The organism is Paludibacterium yongneupense DSM 18731 (genome assembly GCF_000422925.1).
GTDB classification, from domain to species: Bacteria; Pseudomonadota; Gammaproteobacteria; order Burkholderiales; family Chromobacteriaceae; genus Paludibacterium; species Paludibacterium yongneupense.
On record NZ_AUGZ01000009.1, the window covers coordinates 183,303 to 208,962 of the forward strand.

Here is a 25,660-nt window from a genome sequence, read left to right on the forward strand (position 1 = left end):
ATGTTCGGTAAAGGCGGAATGGCTGGTCTGATGAAGCAGGCCCAGCAGATGCAGGAAAACATGAAAAAGGCGCAGGAAGAGCTGGCGCGCCTCGAAGTCGAGGGACAGTCCGGTGCCGGCCTGGTCAAGGTCGTAATGACCTGCGCCCACGATGTAAAGCGGGTGAGCCTGGACGATAGCCTGCTGGACGATGCAAAAGACGACAAGGAAATGCTTGAAGACCTGATCGCTGCGGCCGTCAACGACGCCGTGCGCAAGGTTGAGAGCACGACCCAGGAGAGGATGGCCGGTTTCAGCAATGGCCTGAATCTGCCCGCCGGTCTGAAGTTGCCGTTCTGATGTCTTGACCCTGCCGCGTTCGCGGCAGGGTGTCTTTGCGAGCCGTTTCCCGATGAAGAATCCGCCGTCTCTCGATCAGTTGATCGCCGCCCTCAAGGTATTGCCCGGTGTCGGTCCCAAGTCCGCGCAGCGCATGGCCTTTCATCTGCTGCAGCGCGATCGCGGCGGAGCAGGACGCCTGGCGCGCGCGCTCGATGGCGCCCTGGCCAATCTCACGCATTGCGACCGCTGCAATACCTTCAGCGAAGCGGCCTTGTGCAATCTGTGCGCCGACGAGGAGCGGCGGCAGGATCAGTTATGCATCGTCGAGATGCCGGCCGATCTGCTGATGCTCGAGCAGGCGCGATGCTATGACGGCTTGTATTTCGTGCTGATGGGCCGGATTTCGCCGCTGGATGGCATCGGTCCGCGCGATGTCAATCTCGATAAATTGCTGGTGCGCGCCCTGGACGAGCGCGTGCGCGAAGTCATCATTGCGACCAACTTCACCTCTGAGGGGGAAGTAACTGCGCATATGATTTCTGAACTATTCAAGGATCGCGGCATTGAAGTCTCGCGTATCGCACGCGGCATGCCGGTCGGTGGGGAACTGGAGTACGTCGACCTCGGAACGCTGGCCCAGGCCGTGCACGAGCGCCGCCGCCTGGCGACGCCCGACCGGGGCTAGGGCCTGTCGTGCCGGGTGCTTAACGGACCAGCTGCGGAAACAGGCGGTATAGCCCGTCGACGATGATTTCCACCGATACCGCTGCCAGCAGCATCCCCATGACGCGGTTGATGATGTTGATCCCGGTCTGCCCCATGAGGCGACTGATCGGGGATGCGAGCGCCAGCGCCGCGTAGCAGCACAGGGCGACCAGTCCGCCGCTGATGACAAGCGCCAGCTGTTGCAGCCAGGAATGCGCGGTCGAAGAGTAAATGATCACGGTCGAAATGGTGCCGGGCCCTGTCATCAGCGGCAGCGCCAGCGGGACCACCGCGATATTGGGCTTGGACTCGGCTTCCTCGCGCTCGGCCTTGGTGGTCTTGGTCTGCGTGTTCTTTGCGTTCATCATTCCCAGTGCAATCATCATGACCAGCAAGCCGCCACCTACCTGGAACGACCCCAGTGTAATGCTGAGGAATTTAAGCAGCGACTCGCCGACGATGGTGAAAGTGGTGATGACCACCGCCACCGTGATGGATGCGATCTTGGCCAGCCGCTTGCGTTCAGCCTGCCCCGTGCTGGGGGTCAGGCTGATGAAGATGGGGATGGCTCCGATCGGGTTGACCAGGACCAGCAGGGCGATAAAGATTTTCGCAATTTCCATTTCCATGATGCGGAGTGTTCCTTCCCGATAAGGGCAGCCCGATTGCGGGCGCCGATAACCTCCGATCCGCCAACGAGCGGTTCGGTGCCGTTTTCCGTCAGACCGGATATGGCATCGGTTTGTTATTCATTATTAGTTGCTGCGCCGGTCGCTTGCCGTCTCGCCTTGCGATGCACCGCCTGGCGGAGGTGCATCGGCTCTACGCTATCAATTTTTCCAGGGTCAGGAAGTAGATATGGGCGAGCGTCTCGATATCCGAGACGGCCACGTGCTCGTTGAGTTTGTGGATGCTTGCGTTGATGGGGCCGAATTCGACCAGTTCGGCCGTGATGCGCTTGATAAACCGGCCGTCCGACGTGCCGCCGCTGGTCGAAAGTTGCGGGCTGACGCCGCAGGTGCTTTCGATGGCGGTGCTGATGGCCGCTGTCAGGATGCCGGGGGGGGTCAGGAAGGGGTTGCCGGACAGGGACCAGGCCAGATCGTACTCGAGTCCGTGGCGGTCGAGGATGTCGCGGGTGGCGGCCTTGAGTGCGTCGGCGGTCTGTTCTGTCGAAAAGCGGAAGTTGAATTTGACTTCGCAGGTACCGGGTATGACATTGCCCGCGCCTGTGCCTGCGCGGATATTGGATACCTGCCACGAGGTCGGCGGGAAGTGGGCATTGCCTTCATCCCAGCGTCGCGCCGCGAGCTCGGCCAGCGCGGGGGCGAGCGCGTGCACGGGATTGCGCGCAAGATGCGGATAGGCGATGTGTCCCTGAATGCCCTTGACCGTCAGCGTACCGGACAGGGAGCCGCGGCGGCCGTTCTTGATCGTATCTCCGAACACGGCATCCGAAGTGGGCTCGCCTACGATGCAGTAGTCGATGCGCTCGCGCCGCGCCTCCAGACTGTCGACGACGCGGACGGTACCGTCGATGGCATCGCCTTCTTCGTCTGATGTGATCAGGAGGGCGATCGAGCCCTTGGGGTCGGGGTGGGCGGCAAGAAAGCGTTCGATCGCGGTGACAAAGGCCGCCAGCGAACTTTTCATGTCGGCGGCGCCACGGCCGTACAGCTTGCCGTCGCGAATCTCGGCGGCGAAGGGGGCGCAGTCCCATCCGGCGAGCGGTCCGGTTGGAACCACATCGGTATGACCGGCGAAACAGAGCAGCGGGCCCCGGCTGCCGCGCCGCGCCCAGAAATTGTCGACATCGCCATGGCGCATGCGTTCGATGCTGAAGCCGAGCCCTTCGAGCCGGGCGATCAGCAAGGGCTGGCAGCCGGCGTCACCGGGCGTGGTCGAATCGAGTCGGATCAGATCGCGTGCCAGTTGCAAGGTGGAATTCATCGGGCCAGCTCCACCGCATAGCGTTGCTCGTCGAAGCCGACCATCAGCAGCTCGCCGTGTTGCAGCAGCGGTCGCTTGATCAGGGTGGGGTGAGCGACGATCAGGCCGATGGCCCCGTCCGGGGTGTCGGCCAACTTCCGTGTCTCCGTATCCAGAGTGCGCCAGGTGGTGCCCTTGCGATTGATCAGGGTGTCAGGCAGACGTTCGAACCAGACGCGCACGGCATCGCGCTCGACGCCGTGCTTGCGGAAATCGTGAAAAATATAGTCTATGTTCCGGTCGTCGAGCCACTGGCGGGCTTTTTTGACGCTGGAGCAATTGGGGATGCCATATAGCGTGATCATGTGGGTGGGGTGTCTCGGCAGCTTCGGATCATAAATAAATAACTACGCGCGGGGCTATTTTGCGCAACAGCGCCCCGCGCGTAAAGGGGAATGACGATCTCAGGCCGGGTGATGGCCGGCTTGCGGCTCGCGCAGTGCGCGGCGCAGGATCTTGCCGACATTGGTCTTGGGCAGCTCGTCGCGGAATTCCACCTGCTTCGGAATCTTGTAGCCGGTCAGGTTGTGGCGGCAGTGGGCAATGATCGCGTCGGCTGTTAGTGCCGGGTCCTTGCGGACGACGAAAATCTTGACGATTTCTCCCGACTTGTCGTCGGCGACCCCGATGCAGGCGACTTCCATGACGCCGGGCAGGCTCGCGACGACGTCTTCCACTTCGTTGGGGTAGACGTTGAAGCCCGAGACCAGGATCATGTCCTTTTTGCGGTCGACGAGTTTGATGAAGCCGCCCGGCAGCATGGTCGCCATGTCCCCGGTGGATAGAAAACCGTCCGGGCCGATGGCGCGCGCGGTTTCGTCCGGCCGGTTCCAATAGCCCTTCATGACCTGCGGTCCGCGGATACAGAGTTCGCCGGATTCGCCGGGGCCGACTTCGTGCCCGTTGCTGTCGCGCAGCACGATGTCGGTCGACGGGATGGGGAGCCCGATACTGCCGTTGTAGTCGCTTAGATTCAGCGGGTTGATGCAGGCCGCCGGCGAGGTTTCGGTCAGGCCATAGGCCTCGACCAACGTCGTGCCGGTGACGGCCTTCCAGCGTTCGGCCACCGCGCCTTGTACGGCCATGCCGCCGCCGAGCGCCAGGCGCCAGGTGGAGAAGTCCAGTGCGGCGAAGTCGGGGTGGTTGAGCAGGGCGTTGAACAGCGTGTTGACGCCGGTGATTGCCGTGACCGGATAGTTGCGCATTTCCTTGATGAAGCCGGCGATGTCGCGCGGGTTGGGTATCAGGACATTGAGGGCGCCGAGTTCGGTGAAGATCATCAGGTTCGCCGTCAGCGAAAAGATGTGGTAGAGCGGCAGGGCGGTGACGATGACTTCGCCTCCCTCGTGCACGACCGGCCGCACCCATTCGCCTGCCTGCAGCATATTGGCGATGATGTTGCTGTGCAGAAGCATGGCCCCCTTCGAAACCCCGGTGGTGCCGCCCGTGTATTGCAGAAAGGCAATGTCCTCGCGCGTGACGTCAATCTGCAGCTCCGGTCTGCGCCGTCCCGCAGCGAGCGCCGTTCGGAAACGGGTGTGGCCGGGCAGGGACCAGGGCGGCACCATTTTTTTCACCTTGCGGATGACGAAGTCGACAATGGGGCCGCGCGGGAAGCGCAGCATTTCGCCTATCGAGGCGACGATCACGTGCTTGATCTGGGTGTGGGCAATGACTTCTTGCAGGACGGCGGCGAAGTTTTCCAGGATGACGATGGCGCAGGCGCCGGAGTCCTCGAGCTGGTGTTCGAGCTCGCGCGGCGTGTAGAGCGGGTTGACGTTGACCACGGTCAGCCCGGCCGCGAGGATGCCAAATACTGCGATCGGGTATTGCAGCAGATTCGGCATCATGACCGCTACGCGATCGCCACGCGCGAGCCCGAGATCGTGAACGAGATAGCGGCTGAATGCCGCCACTTCGCTGCCGAGCTCGCCGTAGCTCAGCGTCGTACCCATGCATGCCATCGCCGGGCGATCGTGAAAGCGCTGTACACTCCTGTTGAATACGTCGCAGATCGAAGTGAAGGCGGTCACATCGATTTCATGTGCGACGCCATGTTGGTAGCTGTCTAGCCAGATCTTTTCCATGGTCGCGGCTGCTCCATCCTGTGGGTTTTCGTTGTATCTGCCGAGCGGATCAATGCGCATGGATTGCGCTTGTCATTTTAGATTCATTACGCGAAATCGGCCGGGTCGAAAGCAGGGAGGGGCAGGCGCGGGGCGGGGCGGGCGGATCCGGCTCGGAGGAGCGCGGCGCAAAGCCCGTGATTTGCCGTCGTTTACCGCCGTGTCGTCTCTCCATCATCGCGGTCTGGTGTCAGTGCGCGCTGAATTTTTATATGCCGTTCAACTGACCGGCTTGACCTTAATTTACCGGAACTGGAATCCAGGTGCAAAACAATGTAGTCAAACGTTTGTTTTATCGTCTTTGGCTCAGGTTTTCTTTTTGTATGGAATAGGTTACAATCGCGTCGTTTAGGGATGGGCGTTTCGCCCATTTTTTATTTGTGGGAAACGCAATGGATGTTCGTTTGCTGCTTGAAAGCACGTTGACGGGGCTCGGGTACGAGCTGGTCGACCTTGAAATGACCGCGGGTGGTGGATTTCGTGTCTTTATGGACAAGGCGGGAGGCATCACGGTGGAAGATTGCGTGACGGTGAGCAATCACCTGACGCGGCTGTTTATGGTCGAGAATGTCGACTATGAGCGACTGGAAGTGTCGTCTCCCGGGCTGGATCGCCCGCTCAAGAAGGAGTCGGATTTTGTGCGCTTCTCTGGTCAGTTGGCCAAGATAAAGTTGCGCGCGCCGATCGAGCAGCAGAAGAAATATAGCGGTCGACTGGCCGGCTTCGAGGACGGTTCTGTGAAGCTGGAAGTCGACGGCCGCATCGTGATCATTCCGCTCGCCAATATCGATAAGGCCAGGCTGGAGCCTGAGTTCTGAGACTGGGCGGGAATAGCATCACGCTAAGGACAAAAATTCGGAGGATTGCATGAGTCGCGAGATTTTATTGCTGGTTGACGCGCTGGCAAGCGAAAAAAATGTCAGCAAGGATGTCGTGTTCGCCGCGCTCGAATTGGCGCTGGCGTCCGCTACCAAGAAAAAGATGGCGGACGACGAAGTCGACGTCCGCGTCGAGATCGATCGTCAGACCGGCTTGTACCAGACTTTCCGCCGCTGGACGGTGGTAGAGGACGATCAGCTTGAATTCGAGTGCCGCGAGCTGACGCTCGACGAGGCGCGCGAACGCAATCCGCGCATCGAACTGGGCGGCGTCATCGAAGAAACGATGGAAGCGGTCGAGTTCGGCCGCATCGGGGCGCAAACCGCCAAGCAGGTCATCCTGCAGAAGATCCGCGACGCGGAACGCGAGCAACTGCTGAACGAGTTCCTGCAACGCCGCGAACATCTGGTCAGCGGAACCGTAAAACGCATCGAACGCGGCAATGCGATCATCGAATGCGGCAAGCTCGAAGCGATCCTGCCGCGCGAACAGATGATCCCGAAGGAAAACCTGCGCGTAGGGGACCGGGTCAAGGCTTTCCTGCTGCGCATCGACCGCATGGGGCGCGGGCCGCAACTGGTCCTGTCGCGTACGGCCCGTGAATTCCTGGTCAAGCTGTTCGAGCTGGAAGTGCCCGAGATCGACGAAGGCCTGCTCGAAATCAAGGAAGCGGCGCGCGATGTGGGACTGCGCGCGAAGATCGCGGTCAAGGCCAACGATCCGCGCATTGATCCGCAGGGAACCTGCATCGGCATGCGGGGTTCGCGCGTGCAGGCGGTGACCCAGGAACTGGCCGGCGAGCGTGTCGATATCGTGTTGTGGGCGCCGGAACCCGCGCAGTTCGTCATCAACGCGCTGTCGCCGGCGGAAGTGGTCCGCATCATGATCGATGAAGACAATCACGCGATGGACGTCGTGGTCGAAGAAGATCAGCTGGCACTGGCTATCGGTCGCAGCGGGCAGAATGTTCGCCTTGCCGCCGAATTGACCGGCTGGTATCTGAATATCATGACCGTGACCGAAGCGGAGGAAAAGCATCAGGAAGAAGATGCGGCCTTGCGCAATCTGTTCGTCACGCACCTGGGCGTCGACGACTCGGTGGCCACCGTGCTGGTGCAGGAAGGCTTCGCCACGCTCGAGGAGGTGGCCTATGTCCCGATCAACGAAATGCTCGAAATCGAGGGTTTCGATGAAACGCTGGTGAACGATCTCAGAAGCCGTGCTCGTGACGCGCTGCTGACGCAAGCCATCGTCTCCGAGGAAAAGTCCGTTTCCGAAGACCTCAAGGATTTTGAAGGCCTGGATGCGGAGCTGGTGCTGAAGCTGGCTGAAAATGGCGTGACCACCCGCGACGATCTTGCCGACCTAGCCGTGGATGATCTCGTGGATATGACCGGTATGGAGGCTGAAACCGCACGCGTAGTGATCATGAAGGCGCGCGAACACTGGTTCAACCAGTAAGGTTTCAGAAAGTAATCGACGGATTTTGGGAAAACGCATGGTATTGATGAATTTAAGGCAGTTTGCCAGTGAGCTTGGCTTGTCCCCGGAACGACTGCAGGAGCAATTGCAGTCCGCCGGCGTGGGCAGGCGCTCGCTGGACGAGGCACTCTCGGAGAAGGACAAATCCCAGCTTCTGGATTATCTGAAGCGTTCGCATGGCGCACGCGACGAAAATGGTCGCATTACGGTAACCCGCAAGCAGACGAGCGAGATTCGCACTGCCGATGGGTCTACGGTGAGGGTGGAAACCCGCAAGAAGCGCGTCGTGGTGCGCCCGGATGAGCCGGTTGCTGCCCCTGTCGCCGCTCCCGTAGAGCCTGTTCCCGTTGCCGCCGTGAAGGCGGAACCGAAGCCGGAAGCGCGTCCGGAGCCCAAGCCCGAGCCTCAGCCCGAGCCGAAGCCGGAAGCGAAACCCGAACCGAAGCCCAAGGCCGAGCCTGCGCCGGTGCCCGAAAAAGCCCAGGCCGCCGCCGCTCCCGTTGAAGAGAAGCGCCACAGCGTGACTCGCCCGACGCCGGCTTCGATTCTGACGCCGGAAGAAATCGCCTCGCGCGAATCGGAAGAACGGCGTCAGGCCGAGTTCCGTATCCGCCAGGCTGCGCTGATGCGCGAAAAAATCGAACGCGAAGAGCGTCGTGCAGCGGCGGCCCGCGCTGCGGCCGCTCCGCCGCCGCCGCCGGCCCCCGTGGTTGCCGCTCCGGCTGCCGCCGAACCGCGGCGGGAAGACGCGCCGCGGCGCGACGATTCCCGTCCTCCGCGCAGCGCCCAGCCGGGCCAGCGTCCGCAAGGCTCCGCGCCTCGCAGCGGCCAGCCGTCCTCCCGTCCGGCAGGCGGCCCGCAAGGGGCGCGTGGTCCTGGCGGTGCAGCTGGCGTCCGCCCCGCGAATCCGGGTGCGACGCCGCCTCGTGCGCCGACGCCGGGTGGCGTTCCGGCGACGGTCGCCGGTCGGGTCGATGCCAAGAAGGGTGGCAAGAAGCCTGGCGATCGCAGCTGGGATGATCGCAAGCCCAAGGGCGGTCGCGGTCTGAAGGCTCGCGGTGGCGATGCCAACAGCGACTGGAAATCCAAGAAGGGCGGTCGCAACAGCCGTCATCAGGGCCAGCACGCGTTCCAGGCGCCGACCGAGCCCATCGTGCATGAAGTGCTGGTGCCGGAAACGATCACCGTGGCCGATCTGTCGCACCGCATGGCGGTGAAGGCGGCCGAAGTGATCAAGGTGCTGATGAAGATGGGCATGATGGTGACCATCAACCAGGTGCTGGATCAGGAAACCGCGCTGATCATCGTCGAAGAGATGGGGCACGTGGGCAAGGCCGCGCAGGCCGACGATCCGGAAGCGTTCCTGGAAATCACCGGCGAACAGGCGGTCGAAGCCGAGCATCTGCATCGTCCGCCGGTCGTGACCGTGATGGGGCACGTCGATCACGGCAAGACTTCGCTTCTGGACTACATTCGCCGTGCCAAAGTGGCGGCGGGCGAAGCGGGCGGCATTACCCAGCACATCGGTGCCTACCATGTGGAAACCGCGCGCGGCGTGATCACCTTCCTCGATACCCCGGGGCACGAGGCGTTTACGGCGATGCGTGCACGCGGCGCGAAAGCGACCGATATCGTGGTGCTGGTGGTGGCTGCCGACGACGGCGTGATGCCGCAAACGATCGAAGCCGTTCACCATGCGAAGGCGGCTGGCGTGCCCATGGTGGTTGCGGTCAACAAGATCGACAAGCAGGGGGCGAACCCCGAGCGCATCCGCCAGGAACTGGTGGCACAGGAAGTCGTGCCTGAAGAGTGGGGCGGCGATACGCAGTTCATCGAAGTTTCCGCCAAGCAGGGTACGAATATCGACGGTTTGCTGGAAGGCATTCTGCTGCAGGCCGAGATGCTCGATTTGAAGGCCCCGAAGGATGCGCCGGCCAAGGGCGTGATCGTCGAAGCCCGTCTCGACAAGGGCCGCGGCCCGGTGGCGACCTTCCTGGTTCAGTCCGGCACATTGCGCCGGGGCGATATTTTGCTGGCCGGGACCGCATTCGGCCGCATCCGCGCGATGATAGACGAGAACGGCGATCAGATCGACGAAGCGGGTCCGTCGATTCCGGTCGAAATTCTGGGCTTGTCCGACGTGCCGTCGGCCGGCGAGGATGCGATGGTTCTTGCCGACGAGAAGAAGGCGCGCGAAATCGCCCTGTTCCGTCAAGGCAAGTTCCGCGATGTCCGCCTGGCCAAGCAGCAAGCGACCAAGCTGGAAAACATGTTTGCCCAGATGTCCGAAGGCGAAGCGCAGTCGCTGTCGCTGATCATCAAGGCTGACGTACAGGGCTCTTACGAAGCGCTCGCACAAAGTTTGCAGAAGCTGTCGACCGACGAAGTCCGCGTCAATATCCTGCACTCCGGTGTGGGTGGGATTTCCGAGTCGGACATCAACCTGGCGATTGCCTCCAAGGCCATCGTGATCGGCTTCAACACCCGTTCCGATGCGGCCGCGCGCAAGCTGGCCGAGAGCGAAGGCGTCGATATCCGCTACTACAGCATCATCTATGATGCCGTGGATGAGGTTAAGGCTGCGCTGTCCGGCATGCTGGCTCCGGAGAAGAAGGAACAGATCCTGGGTACCGTCGAGATCCGTCAGGTAATCAATGTGTCCAAGGTCGGCAACATCGCCGGTTGTATGGTGACCGATGGCATGATCAAGCGTCATGCCCAGGTACGCCTGATCCGCGAACACGTGGTAGTGCATACCGGCGAGCTGGATTCGCTGCGCCGCTTCAAGGACGACGTGAAGGAAGTCAAGCAGGGCTACGAATGCGGCCTGATGCTGAAGAACTTCAACGATGTCCGCGAAGGCGACACCCTCGAAGTGTTCGAAATCGTCGAAGTCGCACGTTCGCTGTAATCGAAGCAATGACGAGCGCGGCCCGCAATTGCGGCCCGCGCTCGTTTTTTAAAGTGTCAGGAACGACCATGGCAAAAGCCAAAAAAGGGTTTTCCCGTTCGGACCGCGTCGCGGACCAGATCCAGCGCGAATTGGCCAAGCTGCTGCAGAAGGGTCTGAAAGACCCGCGCGCGGGCTGGATTACGTTGACTCTGGTCGACGTTACCCGCGATTACTCGCACGCCAAAATCTATTACACGGTGATGGACGAGAAAACCCGTCCCGCCACGCAGGAAGCGCTGGAAAGCGCCGCCGGCTATCTGCGCGTGGAGTTGGGGCGTACGCTGCAGATTTTCACCACGCCGCAGTTGCACTTCGTTTACGACGAGTCGATCGAGCGCGGTCTGCACATGAGCCGCCTGATCGATCAGGTGGTGGAAGAAGAAAACCAGCGCAATCCGCAGCCGGAGGCGCCCGCCGAGGACCCCGAGGCATGAACCAGCCCCGCCGGCCCAAGCGCCGGGTCGATGGTGTTCTGCTGCTGGACAAGCCCTACCGCATCACCAGCAACGGTGCGCTGCAGAAAGCGCGTTGGCTGTATCAGGCGGCCAAGGCCGGTCATACCGGCGTGCTCGATCCGCTGGCGACCGGGCTGTTGCCGATCTGTTTCGGTGAAGCGACCAAGTTTTCGTCCTATTTGCTGGATGCGGACAAGCGTTATCGCGCCACCGTACGCTTCGGCCAGGTCAGTTCCACGGGCGACAGCGAGGGTGAGATCGTTCTCGAGCGCCCGATCGCCTTTATCGAGGCCGACCTGCGCTCGGTGATCGATGCCTTCGTCGGCGAAATCGAACAGGTGCCGCCGATGTATTCGGCGCTCAAGCACCAGGGGCGGGCTTTGTACGAATATGCGCGCGCCGGGGTCGAGATCGAGCGCAAGGCGCGCCGGGTCACGATACATTCGATTGATCTGATCGAGTTCGATGGCGTCAGTGCGGTGATTGATGTGTCGTGCAGCAAGGGGACGTATATCCGTACGCTGGGGCAGGATATTGGCGAGGCACTCGGTGCGGGCGGGCATCTTACGGCGCTGCGCCGCTTGTCGACCGCCGGTTTCCCGCTCGAAGAGTCGCGGACGCTGGAGGATGTCGAGTCGCTGCCGCTGGAACAGCGCGACCTGCTGCTGCTGCCGGTCGATGTGCTGGTCGCACACCTGCCCGCCGTCGAACTGGGCGTCGACGACTACGGTCGTTTGAGTCACGGTCAGCCCGTGCGTATTTCTGAAAATTATGAGACAATGTCGCGCTTCCGGGTCTACCATCAAGTGACACGGGAGTTCGTGGGTCTGGCCGAGGCACGTGGCGATGGTATGCTGCACCCGGTCCGGCTCCTGTCCGTCGCCCAGGATCTCTGAGCGGCGGCATTTTGAAGTGCGGATGGGTTTCGGCTCGCTGCACTTGCCGGGCCGATTGTGCCCTAACTGTGATTTTGGAGTTGCAATAATGGCAATGACCGCCGAACAAAAAGCAGAGATCGTCAAGACCTACCAGCATCAAGCTGGCGATACCGGTTCCAGTGAAGTCCAAGTGGCTCTGCTGACCGCTCGCATCAACGATCTGACCCCTCACTTCAAGGCCAATACCAAGGATCACCACAGCCGTCGCGGCTTGTTGAAAATGGTCAGCCGTCGCCGTCGCCTGCTTGACTACCTCAAGCGCACCAACGCCGACTCCTACCGTTCCTTGATTGCCAGCCTGGGTCTGCGCAAGTAATCGGTACACGAAAAAGTCGCAGCTAGCTGCGACTTTTTCGCTTCGTATCGGGCGGCACCGAGTAGAGACAACGGGGGGAGCCTCTAGAAATTCCGATCGCAGCGGCCGGAATTTTTAGGGGTTCCCGTTGTATGTATGTGCCTGCGAAAACAACCTAATACGTAAGGTAACCCAATAGTGTTCAATAAAATCAGCAAAACCTTCCAGCTCGGCAATCAGACCGTCACGCTGGAAACCGGCGAAGTCGCACGTCAGGCTTCGGGCGCGGTACTGGTCACTGTCGATGAAACCGTTGTTCTGGTCTCCGTGGTCGGCGGCAAGTCGGTCAAGCCGGGCCAGGATTTCTTTCCGCTGACCGTTGATTACCTCGAACGCACCTATGCTGCGGGCAAGATCCCCGGCGGCTTCTTCAAGCGCGAAGGCAAGCAGTCCGAAAAGGAAATCCTGACCAGCCGCCTGATCGACCGTCCGATCCGCCCGCTGTTCCCGGAAGGCTTCTACCACGACGTACAGATCGTCGCCACCGTCGTCTCGCTGAATCCGGAAGTCGATGCCGACATCCCGGCGATGATCGGGGCTTCCGCCGCGCTGGCGATCTCCGGTCTGCCGTTTGCCGGCCCGATCGGTGCGGCCCGCGTTGGTTATGCCAACGGCGAATACATCCTGAACCCGACCAAGACCGAGCTGGCGGCCTCCGAGCTGGATCTGGTCGTAGCCGGTACCGAACGCGCCGTGCTGATGGTCGAATCCGAAGCCAAGGAACTCTCCGAAGCCGTGATGCTTGGCGCCGTGGTGTTCGGGCATGAGCAGATGCAGACCGCCATCAAGGCGATCAACGAACTGGCCGACGAAGTCAATCCGGTCATGTGGGACTGGGCACCGGCCGCACGCGACGAAGAACTGATCGCCCGCATCCGCACCGTTGCCGGCGAGAAGCTTGCCGGTGCTTTCCGTCTGCGCCAGAAGCAGGCACGCACCCTGGCTATCAATGAAGCCTGGGACGCAGTCAAGACCGAAGTGTTCACCGAAGAAACCGATACGTTGCAAGCCAACGCCATCAAGAACATCTTCAAGAGCATGGAAGCCGATATCGTTCGCGGCCAGATTCTGGCCGGCGAACCGCGCATCGACGGTCGCGATACCCGCACCGTACGCCCGATCTCGATTCGCAGCGGCGTCTTGCCGCGCACCCACGGTTCCGCCCTGTTCACGCGTGGCGAAACCCAGGCGCTGGTCGTGACCACGCTGGGCACCAAGCAGGATGAGCAGATCATCGACGCGCTGGCCGGCGAATACACCGAGCGCTTCATGCTGCATTACAACTTCCCGCCGTACTCGACCGGTGAAGCCGGTCGCATGGGGCCGCCGAAGCGCCGTGAAATCGGCCACGGGCGCCTGGCCAAGCGCGCGCTGGTTGCCGTGCTTCCGCCGGAAACCGAGTTCGGCTACTCGATGCGCGTCGTGTCCGAAATCACCGAATCCAACGGCTCTTCGTCCATGGCTTCGGTCTGCGGCGGCTGCCTGTCGTTGCTGTCCGCCGGCGTACCGCTGAAAGCGCACGTGGCCGGTATCGCCATGGGCCTGATCCTGGAAGGCAACCGTTTCGCGGTTCTGACCGACATCCTCGGCGATGAAGATCACCTGGGCGACATGGACTTCAAGGTGGCCGGCACATCCGAAGGCGTGACCGCGCTGCAGATGGACATCAAGATTCAGGGCATCACCCGCGAGATCATGCAGGTTGCGCTGGAACAGGCCAAGGAAGGCCGCCTGCACATCCTCGGCCTGATGCGCGAAGCTGTGGATGGTCCGCAAGAGCTGTCGGCCCATGCCCCGCGTCTGTTCGTGATGAAGATCAACCCGGACAAGATCCGCGAAGTGATCGGCAAGGGTGGCGAAACCATCCGTTCGATCACCAAGGATACCGGCACCGAGATCAACATCGACGAAGACGGCACCATCACCATCGCTTCGATCACGCAAGAAGGCGCCGATGCTGCCCGCAAGCGCATCGAAGAGATCACCGTCGAAGTCGAGGTGGGCAAGGTCTACGAAGGTACCGTGGTCAAGATCCTCGACAACAACGTCGGCGCGATCGTATCCATCTTGCCGGGCAAGGATGGGCTGGTGCACATCTCGCAGATCGCCAACGAGCGCATCAAGAATGTGGCCGACTATCTGAAGGAAGGCCAAGTGGTCAAGGTCAAGGCCATCGAAATGGACGACCGCGGTCGCATCCGCCTGTCGATCAAGGCCCTGCTGGAAGAAGAAGCCAAGGTGGCGCGCGACACCGCCGACGCCTTCGGTCTGAAAGCCGGCCAGTAAGCCGGACCGGTCCGCAGCAGAAAACCCGCCTTACGGCGGGTTTTTTTCGCTGCGGCCGCCGCGGCGCGCTCAGCTGGCGACCAGCACGATCAGCTTGAGGTCAGGCTGTTGCGCGACACGCAAGGTGTACTGAAGGTATTCGCAGTCGCCGCGCAGCGGGTGATGGAAGCGTCGCCGCCCCCCTTCGCGCGCCATTACCTGCTGCGAGCGCCAGGCGGCGGCGAAGTCGGTGCTGGCCTGGTCGAGCTGCCCAATGTGGGCGAGACAGACGGGGTCGCCGTGCCAGTGCGCGCTGTCTGCGCGATATTCGGCCACCAGCCTTCGCGCGCGCTCGTCCCAGTCTGCAATCAGCGCTTTGGCTTCAGGATCGAGAAAGACGTAGTCGAGCAGATTGCGCCTGGCGCCGCTGCCGCTTTCCGGGCCGAGCCAGGCCGAGAACAACTCCGCTGCCGCCGCATTCCAGCACACTGCATCCCAGTGCCGATCGAGCAGATAGGCCGGCGAGGCGACGGCATCCACCAGCAGGCGCAGCCTAGGTTCGTCGTTGGGCGCGGGCGCAGCCTGCTCCGGATCGGCACGTTCGGCCAGCCCGAACAGATAGGCACGCTCGGCCGGCGTCAGTCTGAGTCCGTCCGCGAGCGCGGACAGGGTGGCAACCGAGATCGCCGTGCTGCGTCCCTGCTCTATCCAGGTGTACCAGGTCGGGCTGATGCCGCACAGGCTGGCGGCTTCTTCGCGCCGCAGTCCCGGCGCGCGGCGGCGCAAGCCGGCGGGCAAGCCGACCTGCTCCGGGCGCAAGCGCTCGCGCACGGCACGCAGAAACCGGCCGAGTGAAAGCGTTGCCGAGAGGGCAGAGGGTATGCTGTCGCTCATGGTCGTTCTCCCTGTGCGGGTAGTGCCTGTAATAGTATAAGCAAGCAACTTCTACCCCCATAATATAGGGTTTACTGTGCGACTTCCCACCCAGAGGAGTTGCCATATGAAAACCCATCACGATGCGGTCCATGCCCAGTTCGATCCGCGGGCCCAAGCCTATCTGACCAGCCGTTCGCACGCAGAAGGGGCCGACTTGCTGCGCGCGCAGGCGTTGGTCGCGCAGACCTTTCCCGCCCGTGCGAACGTTCTCGACATCGGCTGCGGTGCCGGCCATCTGAGCTATGCGCTGGCCCCTGGCGTCGCACGTGTGGTCGCCCTGGATCCGTCCGAACGCATGCTGGCCGTGGTCGCGGCCGAAGCACGGGCGCGCAGCTTGCCGCAGATCGAAACGCGCGCAGGGCGGGCGGAGGCCTTGTCCTTTGACGATGCCAGCTTCTGCATGGCCGCCAGCCGCTACAGCGCGCACCACTGGACGCAGCTGGAGACGGCCTTGCATGAGATGCGGCGCGTGATCCGTCCGGGCGGCTATCTGATGATGATCGATATTGAAGGCTGCGAGGACGCGCTCGTCGATACCCATCTGCAGACCATCGAATTGTTGCGAGACCGCTCGCACGTCAAAAATCGCAGTCCGAGCGAATGGCGGCGGCTGTTGCATGTCGCCGGCTTCGATGTGCTGGCTCACGAGTCATGGCCAACCCGACTGGATTTCACGGCCTGGGTCGAACGCATGCGTACGCCCCCCGATCTCGTCGCGGTCTTGCATGCCTTGCAGAGCGGGGCCCCGCAGGAGGTCAGGCAGGCGCTGGCGATAGAAGATGATGGATCCTTCACCGTGAACACGGGGCTGTTCTGGGCGCGCGTATCGGCCTGAGAGAGGGGGGCGGGCCCGCGCGCACATCGACCTTGCGCGGCCCTCGGCGCGAATGCAGACACCGGGCGGGACCGGGCTTGGCGATCGGCCCGATGCCCGGCCGACGTGTGCGATCCCCGCCTCGGTTTTTCTGTGTGTTGCTGCGGGTTGTCCTTCCCGCATGGCGCAATCGTGCGTCCTGCATTGCGAACCGGCCGTCGAAGAATGGACGTTGCAGAGCATCGCATCGGGGCGGCGGGCTAATTTTGCCGCGCTTGACCTCCAGTTGTCCCTGTCCTGCCGATTTGTTATATAGTTAACGGCTAAATTAGCCTCCCGTCGTCGTCGCGGCAGCCATGTGTGCGCCGGCAGGGCGAAGTCGAATACCGAATACCGAATACTCCCTGAAAGGAACAGTCTGATGAACGACTCCATTTCGCGTGCCACCTACGACCAGGTCATGATCCCCAACTATGTTCCCGCCGATTTCATTCCGGTGCGTGGGCTGGGGTCGCGCGTCTGGGATCAGGAAGGCCGTGAATACATTGACTTCGCTGGCGGCATCGCAGTCAACGGATTGGGGCACTGTCATCCTGAACTGGTGGACGCGCTGACCGAGCAGGCCGGCAAGCTCTGGCATGTTTCCAATGTTTTTACCAATGAGCCGGTGCTGCGTCTCGCGCGGCGCATGACCGAACTGACTTTCGCCGAGCGCTGCTTCTTCTGCAATTCCGGCGCCGAAGCCAACGAAGCCGCGTTCAAACTCGCGCGGAAATTCGCATCCGACCACTTCGGGCCCGAGAAAAACGAAATCGTGGCCTGCCATAATGCCTTCCACGGTCGTACGCTGTTTACGGTCACCGTCGGCGGCAAGTACACAGAAGGATTGGCCCCGCTGCCCGGCGGCATTCAGCATATCGTGTTCAACGATATCGCCTCGCTGGAAGCGGCGGTGACAGACCGCACCTGCGCCGTGGTGATCGAGCCGATTCAGGGCGAAGGCGGTGTCATGCCGGCCGATCCTGCGTTCATCCAGGCCGCACGCGATGTTTGCGACCGCCATGATGCCCTGCTGATTTTCGATGAAGTGCAATGCGGCATGGGCCGGACCGGGGAGTTGTACGCGTACATGTATTACGGCGTGGCGCCCGACATCATGACCACGGCCAAGGCCCTGGGCGGCGGCTTCCCCATCGGCGGCATCCTCACGACCGAACGCGTGGCGGCCAGCTTCGGCCCGGGTACGCACGGTTCGACCTACGGTGGCAATCCGCTGGCTTGTGCGGTCGCGCTGCGCGCGCTTGATATCATCAGCCGGCCCGAAGTGCTGGCCGGGGTGCGCCAGCGCCACGACCGCCTGGTTGCCGGTCTGGTGGCGTTGAACGGCAAGCATGGTGTGTTCAAGGCTTTCCGCGGCCGCGGCCTGCTGCTGGGGGCGGTGCTGTCCGATGCCTATGCCGGCCGTGCGCGCGAGGTCGTAAAGGCGGCGGAACGGCAGGGACTGATGCTGTTGGTGGCCGGGGCCGATGTCGTGCGCATGGCGCCGGCGCTGATCATCAGCGAAGAGGAAATTGCCGCGGGTCTGTCGCGGCTGGATGCGGCGCTGGACGATCTGGCCACCACGCTTTGACGTGAGCACGCCGGCGGCGGATGCATTCCGCCGCGAACAGGGAGCCCTGCCATGTTGAGTATCGTTCGCCCTGTCCGCACCTCGGACCTGCCCGCCATCGAGCGGCTGTCCATTGCGTGCGGCATTGGCGTGGCCAGCCGGCCAGGCCACCGCGACTGGCTGTTCGAGCGGATACGCCGCTCGATCGAGTCCTTCGATCATGAAGCGGTCGCCGATGCCGGCCACGAATATTATATGTTCGTGCTCGAAGAGGACGGGCTGGTCATCGCGACGGTCGCGCTTGCCGCGAGCGCCGGTTTTGACGAGCCGTTTTACAGCTATCGCAGCGAGACCCTCGTGCATGCTTCTCGCGCTTTGAATGTGCACAATCGTATCCATGCGCTCAATATGTGTCACGATCTGACCGGCTTGGTACAGCTAGGGGATGTGATTGCCGATGCGTCGCTGGAGCCTGCGTCGTACGAGTTGCTGATGCGTGCCGGCCTGCTTTTCATCGCCTGCCACCGCGGGCGCTTCGGCCGCCGCATCATCGCCGAGATGCCGGGTTTGCACGATGCCAGCGGGCAGTCGCCTTTCTGGGACGCGATAGGCCGCCGGTTTTTCAATATGGATTTTCCGCAGGTCGAGCAGGCGTTCCTGACACACAGCAAGACTTTCATTGCCGAACTGATGCCGAGTTATCCGATCTATGTCCCGCTGCTGCCCGATGCCGCACAGGCGGCTCTCGGCCATATTCATCCCGCGTGCGAACGGCCGCTGGCGATTCTGCTGGGTGAAGGCTTTGAAGAAGACAACTATATCGACATCTTTGATGGCGGCGCGGTGCTGACCGCGGATATCGATCGTCTGTACACGCTGGAGGCGGCTCGGCTGTATCCGGTGGAAGTGGAGGAGACGGTGGATGGCGGCGAACCCATGCTGCTGGCCAATCTGGCGACGGATGAATTCTGCGCGACATGGGGCCTGGCACGGTGCGGCGACGGACACCTGCGCATCGGCGCAGAACTCGCGCAGACGCTGGCGGTTGGCGGCGGCGGCCAGGTGCGGGCCGTCGGAGCCCAGAATGCCTTACGGGAGGACGCAGCATGTTGATCCGGGCCGTGAATGCCGGCGATCTCGACGCCTTGCTCGGACTGGCCGACAGCGCCGGCTTCGGTATCACCACGCTGCCGCGCGACCGCGAACAATTGCGCGAGCGCATCGAGCGCGCGACGTCCTCCTTCGCCGGCCGCCTCGCGCGCGCCGATCAGTGCTTTATCTTCGTGCTCGAGGATGAGGACAGTGGCCGGGTGTGCGGCGTGAGCGCGATCGAGGCGGCGGTGGGGCTGCGTTCGCCCTGGTACAACTACCGCCTTGGCACCATCGTGCACGCTTCGGCCGAACTCGATGTCTATTCTCGGCACGAGACGCTCTTCCTTTCCAATGATCACACCGGTTCCGCCGAGTTGTGCACGCTTTACCTGCTGCCGGAATATCGCGGTCGAGGCAACGGTGCGCTGTTATCCAAGTCGCGGCTGCTGTTCATGGCGGCACATCGCGAGTTGTTCGGCGGGCAGGTCGTGGCCGAGATCCGCGGCGTGGCCGATGCCGCCGGCGTCGCGCCTTTCTGGGAAGGCTTGGGGCGCCACTTTTTCACCATGGAGTTTGCCGAGGCGGACTATCTGACCGGAGTGGGGCAGAAGTCCTTCGTCGCCGAACTGATGCCCAAGCATCCCGTCTATGTCGATTTTCTGCCCGCCACGGCGCGTGAGGCGATCGGCGTCGGCCATCCTGATGCGCAACGGGCGATCGGGCTGCTGCAAGAAGAGGGGATGCGTTACGCCGGTTATGTCGACATCTTCGATGCCGGCCCCACGCTGCAGGCCGAACTGGCGTCAGTGCGTGCGGTGCGCGAGAGCCGTCTCGCCCCGGTGAAATACGCTGCCGCTATCGCTGAAGGGAATGCAGTGTCTCTTGTTTCCAACACAGAGTGCAGCGACTTTCGCTGCATCATGACCAACGGGGCGGAGGAAAGCGCTGTTTTCGCGGTGACCGAAAATCAGGCACGTCGTTTGCTAGTGGCAGAGGGTGTTCCGGTGTTGCATGTTCCGCTTTCCCCTTTGTCCGGCGGGGTCGAGTCGGCGGGGTGAGCAATCTGAATTTGCATGTCATAATTGCTGCAAACGAAGGGGGATGCGATGGCATTCCTCTTTTTTGTTTGGCGAATGAAGATTGTATTCAATTTTCGCAAGCGAAATTCTCGGGGGCTGCTTATTTTCACTTGTGAAAATAAAGGCTTAGGCAAGAGGAGGGGATGGGCGATTTTCAAGCAATAAAGGCGGGAATCAGGAAGGCGACTTTGCACCACTATGCGACGTCATTGCCTCATTTCTGGTCGTGTCATCCCCAATACGGTGCGGTGCAACAAGGACATAAATCGCAATAATTTCAAAAACATATGTAAATTAAAAATCCGCCCTGAATTGCTGTGGTTTAATAAATCTTTAAGATTGACAGTGCCAGTGACGGCCACCATAATCGGGGCGTCTTGTCGGATAACAGTCATAAATTGTTACGGCAGGCAGGGACAACAGGCGGTAGCAGGAGAGGGACACTCCGCGCCAGTCTGAACAAGAAAACATGGAGAGATCCAAATGGATATTTTTTTTCAACAGATCCTAAACGGACTGGTCCTGGGTAGCATCTACGCGCTTATCGCGTTGGGCTATACCATGGTCTACGGGATCATGGGGCTGATCAACTTCGCGCATGGCGAAGTGGTCATGTTCGGCGCCATGATCACCATCAGCGTGATTTCCGGACTCACTGGACTCGGGGTGCATCTTCCCGGCCCCGTTCTGGTGCTGATCGGTCTCGCCGTTGCGGTGCCCGGCTGTATGCTGCTGGGCTATGCCATCGAGCGCGTGGCCTATCGGCCCTTGCGCGGCGCACAACGGCTGGCTCCCCTGATCACCGCGATCGGGCTGTCCATCGTGCTGCAGCAAGTCGCGATCCTGATCTGGGGGCGCAACTATATTCCCTTTCCGCAGATTCTCGACCACGATGTGATCACCGTGTTTGGCGCCAGCATTACCAAGCTGCAAGTGATCATCATCGTGCTGTGTCTGCTGATCATGGGCGGGCTGCTGTTGATGGTGGAGAAGACCAAACTCGGGCGCGCGATGCGCGCCACCAGCCAGAATCCGGCGGTTGCCGGGCTGATGGGGGTCAACGTCAATACCATCATTTCCGCCACCTTCGTCATCGGTTCCGGCCTCGGCGCCATCGCCGGCGTCATGGTGGCGACCAACTACGACCAGGCTCATTACTATATGGGCTTCATGATCGGCCTCAAGGCGTTCACCGCGGCGGTTCTCGGCGGGATCGGGAATCTGGGCGGTGCGGTGGCCGGTGGCCTGCTGCTCGGCCTGATCGAAAGTCTGGGCGCGGGGTATATCGGGACACTGACCGGTGGTGTGTTCGGCAGCAACTATCAGGATATTTTCGCCTTCCTGGTGCTGATCCTGGTGCTGATTTTCCGCCCGTCCGGTCTGCTTGGCGAAAAAATCGCCGACCGTGCCTGAGTGCTGGAGACTAGAAATGACGCTTGAAACCAATAAGAAAGTCGGAATTTTCCTGGCTTGCGCCGTCGTCCTGGCCGTGTTGCCGTTCGTCGTCGGCGGTGCTTTCGGCAATTCCTGGGTCCGTATCGTCGACTTCGCGCTGCTGTACGTGATGCTGGCCCTGGGCCTCAATATCGTGGTCGGTTTTGCCGGTCTGCTCGACCTGGGCTTCATCGCCTTCTATGCGGTCGGCGCGTATACCTTCGGGCTGCTGTCGTCGCCCCATTTCGGCATCCATCTGCCGTTCTACATCACGATACCGCTTGGCGCACTGCTGGCCGCCTGTTTCGGTCTGTTGCTCGGGGCGCCCGTGCTGCGGCTCAAGGGGGATTACCTGGCCATCGTGACCATGGGCTTCGGCGAAATCATCCGCATTTTCATGAACAACCTGAATGCGCCGATCAATATCACCAATGGTCCGCAGGGCATCAACCTGATCGACCCCATCCATGTGGCGGGAGTGTCGCTGGGCTCGACCATCGAGATCGCCGGCATCAGCTTCCATAACGTCTATCTCTACTACTATCTGTTCCTGCTGCTGACCGTGGTCGTGGTGATCATGGGCTTCCGCTTGCAGCACTCGCGCATTGGCCGCGCCTGGGTGGCTTTGCGCGAAGACGACGTGGCAGCGGCGGCGATGGGCATCAATATCCGTAATATCAAGCTGCTGGCTTTTTCGCTCGGCGCCTTGTCCGGCGGTGTGGCCGGCGGTTTGTTCGCGTCCTTCCAGGGCTTCATTTCGCCCGAATCCTTCGGCTTGATCGAGTCGATCATGATCCTGGCGATGGTGGTGCTGGGCGGGATGGGGCATATTCCCGGCGTCGTGCTCGGGGCCGTGACGCTGACCATCGTGCCGGAAGTTCTGCGCGATGTGATCGGGCCCTTGCAGATGAACACCTTCGGTCGCATGATCATCGACCCCGAGAACGCCCGCATGCTGCTCTTCGGGCTCGCGCTGGTGGTGATGATGCTGGTTCGACCGGCCGGGATGTGGCCTTCGCGCCGCCGCAAGGCCGAGTTCAGGGATGACAAGGTAGCCGCGGATAGCGCGCAGAAGGACTGAGCCATGGCCGAAATACTGTTGCAAATCGAAGGCATTCACAAACGTTTCGGCGGTCTGCACGCGCTGAACGATATCGGACTCTCGATCCATAAAGGCGAGATTTACGGTCTGATCGGACCGAACGGGGCCGGCAAGACCACCTTGTTCAATGTTTTGACCGGTCTGTACATGCCGGACGAAGGCAAGTTTACCTTCGACGGTCGCGATCTGTTCCGCGCCAAGCCGCATCTCGTGGTCGGCAGCGGCATTGCGCGCACGTTCCAGAACATCCGCCTGTTCGGCGAAATGACTGCGCTGGAAAATGTGATGGTGGGCCGACACATCCGCAGCCGCGCGAGCGCGCTTGGCGCCGTGCTGCGCAATCGCCGCACCCGCGAGGAAGAACGGCTTATCCGCGAACGCGCCTGGGAACTGCTCGACTACGTCGGCATCACCGATGTGGCCGAAGAGCGGGCGCGCAATCTGTCCTATGGCCACCAGCGCCGTCTGGAAATCGCCCGCGCGCTGGCGACGGACCCGCAACTGCTGGCGCTGGACGAACCGGCCGCCGGCATGAATCCGCGCGAGACCGACGATCTGAAAAAATTGATGAGCAAGATCCGCACGGATGGCGTGACGTTGCTGCTGATCGAGCATGATGTCAAGCTGATGATGGATCTGTGCGATCGTATCGCCGTGCTCGACTACGGCAAGAAAATCGCCGAAGGGGCACCGCACGAGGTGCGCAAGGATCCTAAAGTGATCGAAGCCTATCTGGGAGCGGCACACTCATGAGCCTGTTGGACGTTAAAGACCTAAAAGTGGCGTACGGCGGCATTCAGGCCGTCAAAGGCGTCGATTTCCACATCGAGGCCGGTGAGCTGGTCACTCTGATCGGCGCGAACGGCGCCGGCAAGACCACGACGCTGAAGACCCTGATCGGCATGGTCAAGAAAAGCGGCGGCAGCGTCACCTTCGACGGCAAGGACGCCTCGACGATACCTTCGCACGATTTCGTGCGTCACGGCTTGGCCATGGTGCCGGAAGGTCGCGGCATCTTCGGCAAGCTGACCGTCGAAGAGAACTTGCTGATGGGCGCCTACACCCGTTCCGACAAGGCGCAGATCCTGGTCGAGATGGAGCGCGTTTACGGGCTTTTCCCGCGGCTGAAAGAGCGCTATAAACAACTGGCGGGAACGCTGTCCGGCGGCGAGCAGCAAATGGTGGCCATGGGGCGCGCGATATTGTCCCGTCCCAAGCTGTTGTTGCTCGACGAGCCCTCGATGGGGCTGGCGCCTATCATTGTGCAAAAGATTTTCGAAATCGTGCGCATGGTGGCGGCCGAAGGCGTGACCATGCTGCTTGTCGAGCAGAATGCCAAGCTCGCGCTGGAAGTCAGCCAGCGCGGCTACGTGATGGAAAGCGGCAAGATCACGATGACCGGGAACGCCCAGGATCTGCTTGCGGACGAAAGGGTGCGCAACGCCTACCTCGGCGATTGATGCAATGATAGCGACGACTCGCCCCGAAGTGCTGCTGCATATGCTCTTCGGGGCATTTTTATTGCCGCCCGGCTGCCTGCTGCTGCTCGGGCTGTACGGCGTGCGGCAGCTGCGCCGCGGCCGCGGCGCCGCTGCCGCGCTGCTGTCCCTGTTCGGCTTCTATCTGATTTCGACGCCATGGCTGGCGCTGCGTCTGAATGCGCCGCTGGAGGCCGCCTCCCCCGTGCTGGATATGTCCGCGTTGCCCGCATTCGATGCGATAGTGGTGCTGGGCGGCGGCAAGCATGATGCCCCCGAATTCGGCGGCGAGCAGGCGTCCAGCGATACCCTGCTGCGCCTGCGCTATGCGGCTCGCCTCGCGCGCATCAGCGGCAAGCCGGTGCTGACCAGCGGCGGCGCACCGCTGGGCGGCATTCCCGAGGCGCAGATCATGGCGCGCACCCTGCACGATGACTATGGCGTACCCGTGCGCTGGACAGAATCGGAGTCGGTCAATACCGCCGCCAACGCCCGCCTCAGCGCGGCCATGCTGCATGCGGCCGGTGTGCGCCGCATCGCCCTGGTATCGCAAGGCTGGCATTTGCGGCGGGCCGCGGCCTTGTTCCGGGCGCAGGGGTTGACGGTGCTTCCGGCGCCGACCGGGCTGGTCCGCTACGAGGCGACTGGATCCATGCTGCTACTGCCTGGCGCGCAAGCGCAGAAGGATGTCGCCAGCGCCTTGCGCGAGTGGCTGGCGCTGGCTGGCGAGCGCCTGTGACCCGCGCGGGTTAAAGGAGTAAAATAGTCAAATTGACTATTTTCAGGAGCCACCATGGCCTTTGGCGCCATCATCATCGGCGACGAGCTATTGTCCGGAAAACGCCAGGATAAGCATCTTCAGTCTTTGATTCGTCTGCTGGCGGCCCGCGGACTGCGCCTGGCCTGGGCCGAGTATCTGGGCGATGAGCCCGGCCGCATTGCGGACGCCCTGCGCCGTGCGTTTGCCAGTGGCGACGTCGTTTTCAGCTTCGGGGGCATCGGGGCGACCCCGGACGATCACACCCGCCAGTCGGCGGCGGCGGCTCTTGGACGCGAGCTGGAAATCCATCCCGATGCGCGCACCATTCTGGAGCAGCGCTTTGGCGTCGAAGCCTATCCGCACCGAATTCATATGGGGGAGTTTCCGACCGGCAGCCGTTTGATTCCCAATCCGGTCAACCAGATTGCCGGCTTCAGCGTCGGCACCGTTCACTTTGTTCCCGGCTTCCCATCGATGGCCTGGCCCATGGTCGAGTGGGTGCTCGAACATGATTACCGCGACATGTTCGATTCGGCTCCCGCCGTCGAAAAAAGCGTGATCGCACTCAATGCCCGCGAGGGCGATCTGATCGGGCTGATGCAGGATTTTGTCGCGCGTTACCCGGAATTGCGCTTCTCCAGCCTGCCTTGTTTTGGTTCGGAGCGCATCCCCGACATGCATATCGAATTCGGCGTCAGCGGCCGTCTGGAGCTGGTCGATATTGCCCTGGCCGAGTTCGTGCATAGTCTTTCTGCGCGCGGCTATTCCCTGCATCCGTGAGCCAGGCTGTACCGCGCGGCTGAGCGCTCGACCGCGCCCGCTTCAACTCCGACCCTGCCGATGCTAGATTTTCCATGCCGTGGCTTGTGTTTATATCGCGCGCGCGCC

The 25,660-nt window shown here is 61.8% G+C and carries 24 protein-coding genes; 19 read left to right on the forward strand and 5 right to left on the reverse strand.

What is annotated here, in order from left to right:
- Together G520_RS0106300 and recR are read left to right on the forward strand one after the other, a co-directional pair.
- Positions 1–339 (forward strand): YbaB/EbfC family nucleoid-associated protein, encoded by a 339-nt coding sequence (locus G520_RS0106300; RefSeq protein WP_028534911.1) that lies wholly within the window; start codon positions 1–3, stop codon positions 337–339.
- A 52-nt stretch (positions 340–391) separates the two neighbouring features.
- On the forward strand, positions 392–1,006 hold the full coding sequence (gene recR, locus G520_RS0106305) for a recombination mediator RecR (RefSeq protein ID WP_028534912.1): 615 nt from the start codon (positions 392–394) through the stop codon (positions 1,004–1,006).
- A gap of 19 nt (positions 1,007–1,025) precedes the next feature.
- On the opposite strand, the gene G520_RS0106310 is transcribed toward recR, so the two are convergent.
- The 4 genes from G520_RS0106310 to G520_RS0106325 form a co-directional block, all read right to left on the reverse strand.
- Positions 1,026–1,655, reverse strand: coding sequence for a MarC family protein (locus G520_RS0106310; protein WP_211222772.1), 630 nt, complete (start codon positions 1,653–1,655; stop codon positions 1,026–1,028).
- A 193-nt stretch (positions 1,656–1,848) separates the two neighbouring features.
- Positions 1,849–2,976, reverse strand: coding sequence for a succinyl-diaminopimelate desuccinylase (dapE, locus tag G520_RS0106315; protein ID WP_028534914.1), 1,128 nt, complete (start codon positions 2,974–2,976; stop codon positions 1,849–1,851).
- Positions 2,973–3,320 carry a Spx/MgsR family RNA polymerase-binding regulatory protein gene (locus G520_RS0106320; RefSeq protein ID WP_028534915.1) on the reverse strand — a complete coding sequence of 116 codons (348 nt, stop codon included), beginning with the start codon at positions 3,318–3,320 and terminating at the stop codon, positions 2,973–2,975. The genes dapE and G520_RS0106320 overlap by 4 nt, the downstream gene beginning before the upstream one ends.
- Positions 3,321–3,419: 99 nt before the next feature.
- A complete protein-coding gene (locus tag G520_RS0106325) occupies positions 3,420–5,102 on the reverse strand; it encodes an AMP-binding protein (protein ID WP_028534916.1) in 1,683 nt (560 codons plus the stop codon).
- A gap of 431 nt (positions 5,103–5,533) precedes the next feature.
- On the opposite strand from G520_RS0106325, the gene rimP reads away from it, so the two are divergent.
- The 7 genes from rimP to pnp all read left to right on the forward strand — a co-directional run bounded on the left by rimP (position 5,534) and on the right by pnp (position 14,489).
- Positions 5,534–5,959: a ribosome maturation factor RimP gene (gene rimP, locus G520_RS0106330; RefSeq protein WP_028534917.1), complete on the forward strand. Its 426-nt coding sequence runs from the start codon at positions 5,534–5,536 to the stop codon at positions 5,957–5,959.
- A 49-nt stretch (positions 5,960–6,008) separates the two neighbouring features.
- Complete coding sequence (gene nusA / locus G520_RS0106335; RefSeq protein ID WP_028534918.1) at positions 6,009–7,481, forward strand: transcription termination factor NusA; 1,473 nt, start codon at positions 6,009–6,011, stop codon at positions 7,479–7,481.
- 37 nt (positions 7,482–7,518) lie between these two features.
- On the forward strand, positions 7,519–10,413 hold the full coding sequence (gene infB, locus G520_RS0106340) for a translation initiation factor IF-2 (RefSeq protein WP_028534919.1): 2,895 nt from the start codon (positions 7,519–7,521) through the stop codon (positions 10,411–10,413).
- 68 nt (positions 10,414–10,481) lie between these two features.
- On the forward strand, positions 10,482–10,889 hold the full coding sequence (gene rbfA, locus G520_RS0106345; RefSeq protein ID WP_028534920.1) for a 30S ribosome-binding factor RbfA: 408 nt from the start codon (positions 10,482–10,484) through the stop codon (positions 10,887–10,889).
- A complete protein-coding gene (gene truB, locus G520_RS0106350) occupies positions 10,886–11,806 on the forward strand; it encodes a tRNA pseudouridine(55) synthase TruB (RefSeq protein ID WP_028534921.1) in 921 nt (306 codons plus the stop codon). Before rbfA ends, truB begins: the two co-directional genes overlap by 4 nt.
- 88 nt (positions 11,807–11,894) lie before the next feature.
- Positions 11,895–12,164 (forward strand): 30S ribosomal protein S15, encoded by a 270-nt coding sequence (gene rpsO, locus G520_RS0106355; protein WP_028534922.1) that lies wholly within the window; start codon positions 11,895–11,897, stop codon positions 12,162–12,164.
- A gap of 177 nt (positions 12,165–12,341) precedes the next feature.
- On the forward strand, positions 12,342–14,489 hold the full coding sequence (gene pnp, locus G520_RS0106360) for a polyribonucleotide nucleotidyltransferase (protein WP_028534923.1): 2,148 nt from the start codon (positions 12,342–12,344) through the stop codon (positions 14,487–14,489).
- Positions 14,490–14,558: 69 nt separating this feature from the next.
- Here the strand turns inward: pnp and G520_RS0106365 are convergent, their stop codons facing one another.
- Positions 14,559–15,362 (reverse strand): helix-turn-helix domain-containing protein, encoded by an 804-nt coding sequence (locus G520_RS0106365; protein WP_036665512.1) that lies wholly within the window; start codon positions 15,360–15,362, stop codon positions 14,559–14,561.
- A 106-nt stretch (positions 15,363–15,468) separates the two neighbouring features.
- Here G520_RS0106365 and G520_RS0106370 point away from each other — a divergent pair, with 106 nt between their 5' ends.
- The 10 genes from G520_RS0106370 to G520_RS0106415 all read left to right on the forward strand — a co-directional run bounded on the left by G520_RS0106370 (position 15,469) and on the right by G520_RS0106415 (position 25,552).
- Complete coding sequence (locus tag G520_RS0106370) at positions 15,469–16,239, forward strand: class I SAM-dependent methyltransferase (RefSeq protein WP_028534925.1); 771 nt, start codon at positions 15,469–15,471, stop codon at positions 16,237–16,239.
- 400 nt (positions 16,240–16,639) lie between these two features.
- Positions 16,640–17,848 (forward strand): aspartate aminotransferase family protein, encoded by a 1,209-nt coding sequence (locus tag G520_RS0106375; RefSeq protein ID WP_028534926.1) that lies wholly within the window; start codon positions 16,640–16,642, stop codon positions 17,846–17,848.
- Positions 17,849–17,899: 51 nt separating this feature from the next.
- Complete coding sequence (locus G520_RS21810; protein ID WP_084637501.1) at positions 17,900–18,940, forward strand: arginine N-succinyltransferase; 1,041 nt, start codon at positions 17,900–17,902, stop codon at positions 18,938–18,940.
- Complete coding sequence (astA, locus tag G520_RS0106385; protein ID WP_028534927.1) at positions 18,934–19,977, forward strand: arginine N-succinyltransferase; 1,044 nt, start codon at positions 18,934–18,936, stop codon at positions 19,975–19,977. Before G520_RS21810 ends, astA begins: the two co-directional genes overlap by 7 nt.
- 504 nt (positions 19,978–20,481) lie before the next feature.
- On the forward strand, positions 20,482–21,411 hold the full coding sequence (locus G520_RS0106390) for a branched-chain amino acid ABC transporter permease (RefSeq protein WP_028534928.1): 930 nt from the start codon (positions 20,482–20,484) through the stop codon (positions 21,409–21,411).
- A 16-nt stretch (positions 21,412–21,427) separates the two neighbouring features.
- The gene (locus G520_RS0106395; protein ID WP_028534929.1) at positions 21,428–22,513 is read left to right on the forward strand and encodes an ABC transporter permease subunit; all 1,086 of its coding nucleotides are present in this window, start codon (positions 21,428–21,430) and stop codon (positions 22,511–22,513) included.
- 3 nt (positions 22,514–22,516) lie between these two features.
- Positions 22,517–23,287, forward strand: coding sequence for an ABC transporter ATP-binding protein (locus tag G520_RS0106400; RefSeq protein WP_028534930.1), 771 nt, complete (start codon positions 22,517–22,519; stop codon positions 23,285–23,287).
- Positions 23,284–23,994: an ABC transporter ATP-binding protein gene (locus G520_RS0106405; RefSeq protein WP_028534931.1), complete on the forward strand. Its 711-nt coding sequence runs from the start codon at positions 23,284–23,286 to the stop codon at positions 23,992–23,994. Before G520_RS0106400 ends, G520_RS0106405 begins: the two co-directional genes overlap by 4 nt.
- A 4-nt stretch (positions 23,995–23,998) precedes the next feature.
- Entirely contained in the window at positions 23,999–24,751 is a 753-nt protein-coding gene (locus G520_RS21815; protein ID WP_036665515.1) for a YdcF family protein, read from the forward strand.
- Positions 24,752–24,805: 54 nt separating this feature from the next.
- A complete protein-coding gene (locus G520_RS0106415) occupies positions 24,806–25,552 on the forward strand; it encodes a competence/damage-inducible protein A (RefSeq protein ID WP_028534932.1) in 747 nt (248 codons plus the stop codon).
- The last annotated feature ends 108 nt before the right edge of the window (positions 25,553–25,660 follow it).

What these genes read in the sequence shown, in the direction of transcription:
- G520_RS0106300 (WP_028534911.1), top strand. Translation starts at nt 1, where the DNA reads ATGTTCGGTAAAGGCGGAATGGCTGGTCTGATGAAGCAGGCCCAGCAG.
- recR (WP_028534912.1), top strand. Translation starts at nt 392, where the DNA reads ATGAAGAATCCGCCGTCTCTCGATCAGTTGATCGCCGCCCTCAAGGTA.
- G520_RS0106310 (WP_211222772.1), bottom strand. Translation starts at nt 1,655, where the DNA reads ATGGAAATGGAAATTGCGAAAATCTTTATCGCCCTGCTGGTCCTGGTC.
- dapE (WP_028534914.1), bottom strand. Translation starts at nt 2,976, where the DNA reads ATGAATTCCACCTTGCAACTGGCACGCGATCTGATCCGACTCGATTCG.
- G520_RS0106320 (WP_028534915.1), bottom strand. Translation starts at nt 3,320, where the DNA reads ATGATCACGCTATATGGCATCCCCAATTGCTCCAGCGTCAAAAAAGCC.
- G520_RS0106325 (WP_028534916.1), bottom strand. Translation starts at nt 5,102, where the DNA reads ATGGAAAAGATCTGGCTAGACAGCTACCAACATGGCGTCGCACATGAA.
- rimP (WP_028534917.1), top strand. Translation starts at nt 5,534, where the DNA reads ATGGATGTTCGTTTGCTGCTTGAAAGCACGTTGACGGGGCTCGGGTAC.
- nusA (WP_028534918.1), top strand. Translation starts at nt 6,009, where the DNA reads ATGAGTCGCGAGATTTTATTGCTGGTTGACGCGCTGGCAAGCGAAAAA.
- infB (WP_028534919.1), top strand. Translation starts at nt 7,519, where the DNA reads ATGGTATTGATGAATTTAAGGCAGTTTGCCAGTGAGCTTGGCTTGTCC.
- rbfA (WP_028534920.1), top strand. Translation starts at nt 10,482, where the DNA reads ATGGCAAAAGCCAAAAAAGGGTTTTCCCGTTCGGACCGCGTCGCGGAC.
- truB (WP_028534921.1), top strand. Translation starts at nt 10,886, where the DNA reads ATGAACCAGCCCCGCCGGCCCAAGCGCCGGGTCGATGGTGTTCTGCTG.
- rpsO (WP_028534922.1), top strand. Translation starts at nt 11,895, where the DNA reads ATGGCAATGACCGCCGAACAAAAAGCAGAGATCGTCAAGACCTACCAG.
- G520_RS0106365 (WP_036665512.1), bottom strand. Translation starts at nt 15,362, where the DNA reads ATGAGCGACAGCATACCCTCTGCCCTCTCGGCAACGCTTTCACTCGGC.
- G520_RS0106370 (WP_028534925.1), top strand. Translation starts at nt 15,469, where the DNA reads ATGAAAACCCATCACGATGCGGTCCATGCCCAGTTCGATCCGCGGGCC.
- G520_RS0106375 (WP_028534926.1), top strand. Translation starts at nt 16,640, where the DNA reads ATGAACGACTCCATTTCGCGTGCCACCTACGACCAGGTCATGATCCCC.
- G520_RS21810 (WP_084637501.1), top strand. Translation starts at nt 17,900, where the DNA reads ATGTTGAGTATCGTTCGCCCTGTCCGCACCTCGGACCTGCCCGCCATC.
- astA (WP_028534927.1), top strand. Translation starts at nt 18,934, where the DNA reads ATGTTGATCCGGGCCGTGAATGCCGGCGATCTCGACGCCTTGCTCGGA.
- G520_RS0106390 (WP_028534928.1), top strand. Translation starts at nt 20,482, where the DNA reads ATGGATATTTTTTTTCAACAGATCCTAAACGGACTGGTCCTGGGTAGC.
- G520_RS0106395 (WP_028534929.1), top strand. Translation starts at nt 21,428, where the DNA reads ATGACGCTTGAAACCAATAAGAAAGTCGGAATTTTCCTGGCTTGCGCC.
- G520_RS0106400 (WP_028534930.1), top strand. Translation starts at nt 22,517, where the DNA reads ATGGCCGAAATACTGTTGCAAATCGAAGGCATTCACAAACGTTTCGGC.
- G520_RS0106405 (WP_028534931.1), top strand. Translation starts at nt 23,284, where the DNA reads ATGAGCCTGTTGGACGTTAAAGACCTAAAAGTGGCGTACGGCGGCATT.
- G520_RS21815 (WP_036665515.1), top strand. Translation starts at nt 23,999, where the DNA reads ATGATAGCGACGACTCGCCCCGAAGTGCTGCTGCATATGCTCTTCGGG.
- G520_RS0106415 (WP_028534932.1), top strand. Translation starts at nt 24,806, where the DNA reads ATGGCCTTTGGCGCCATCATCATCGGCGACGAGCTATTGTCCGGAAAA.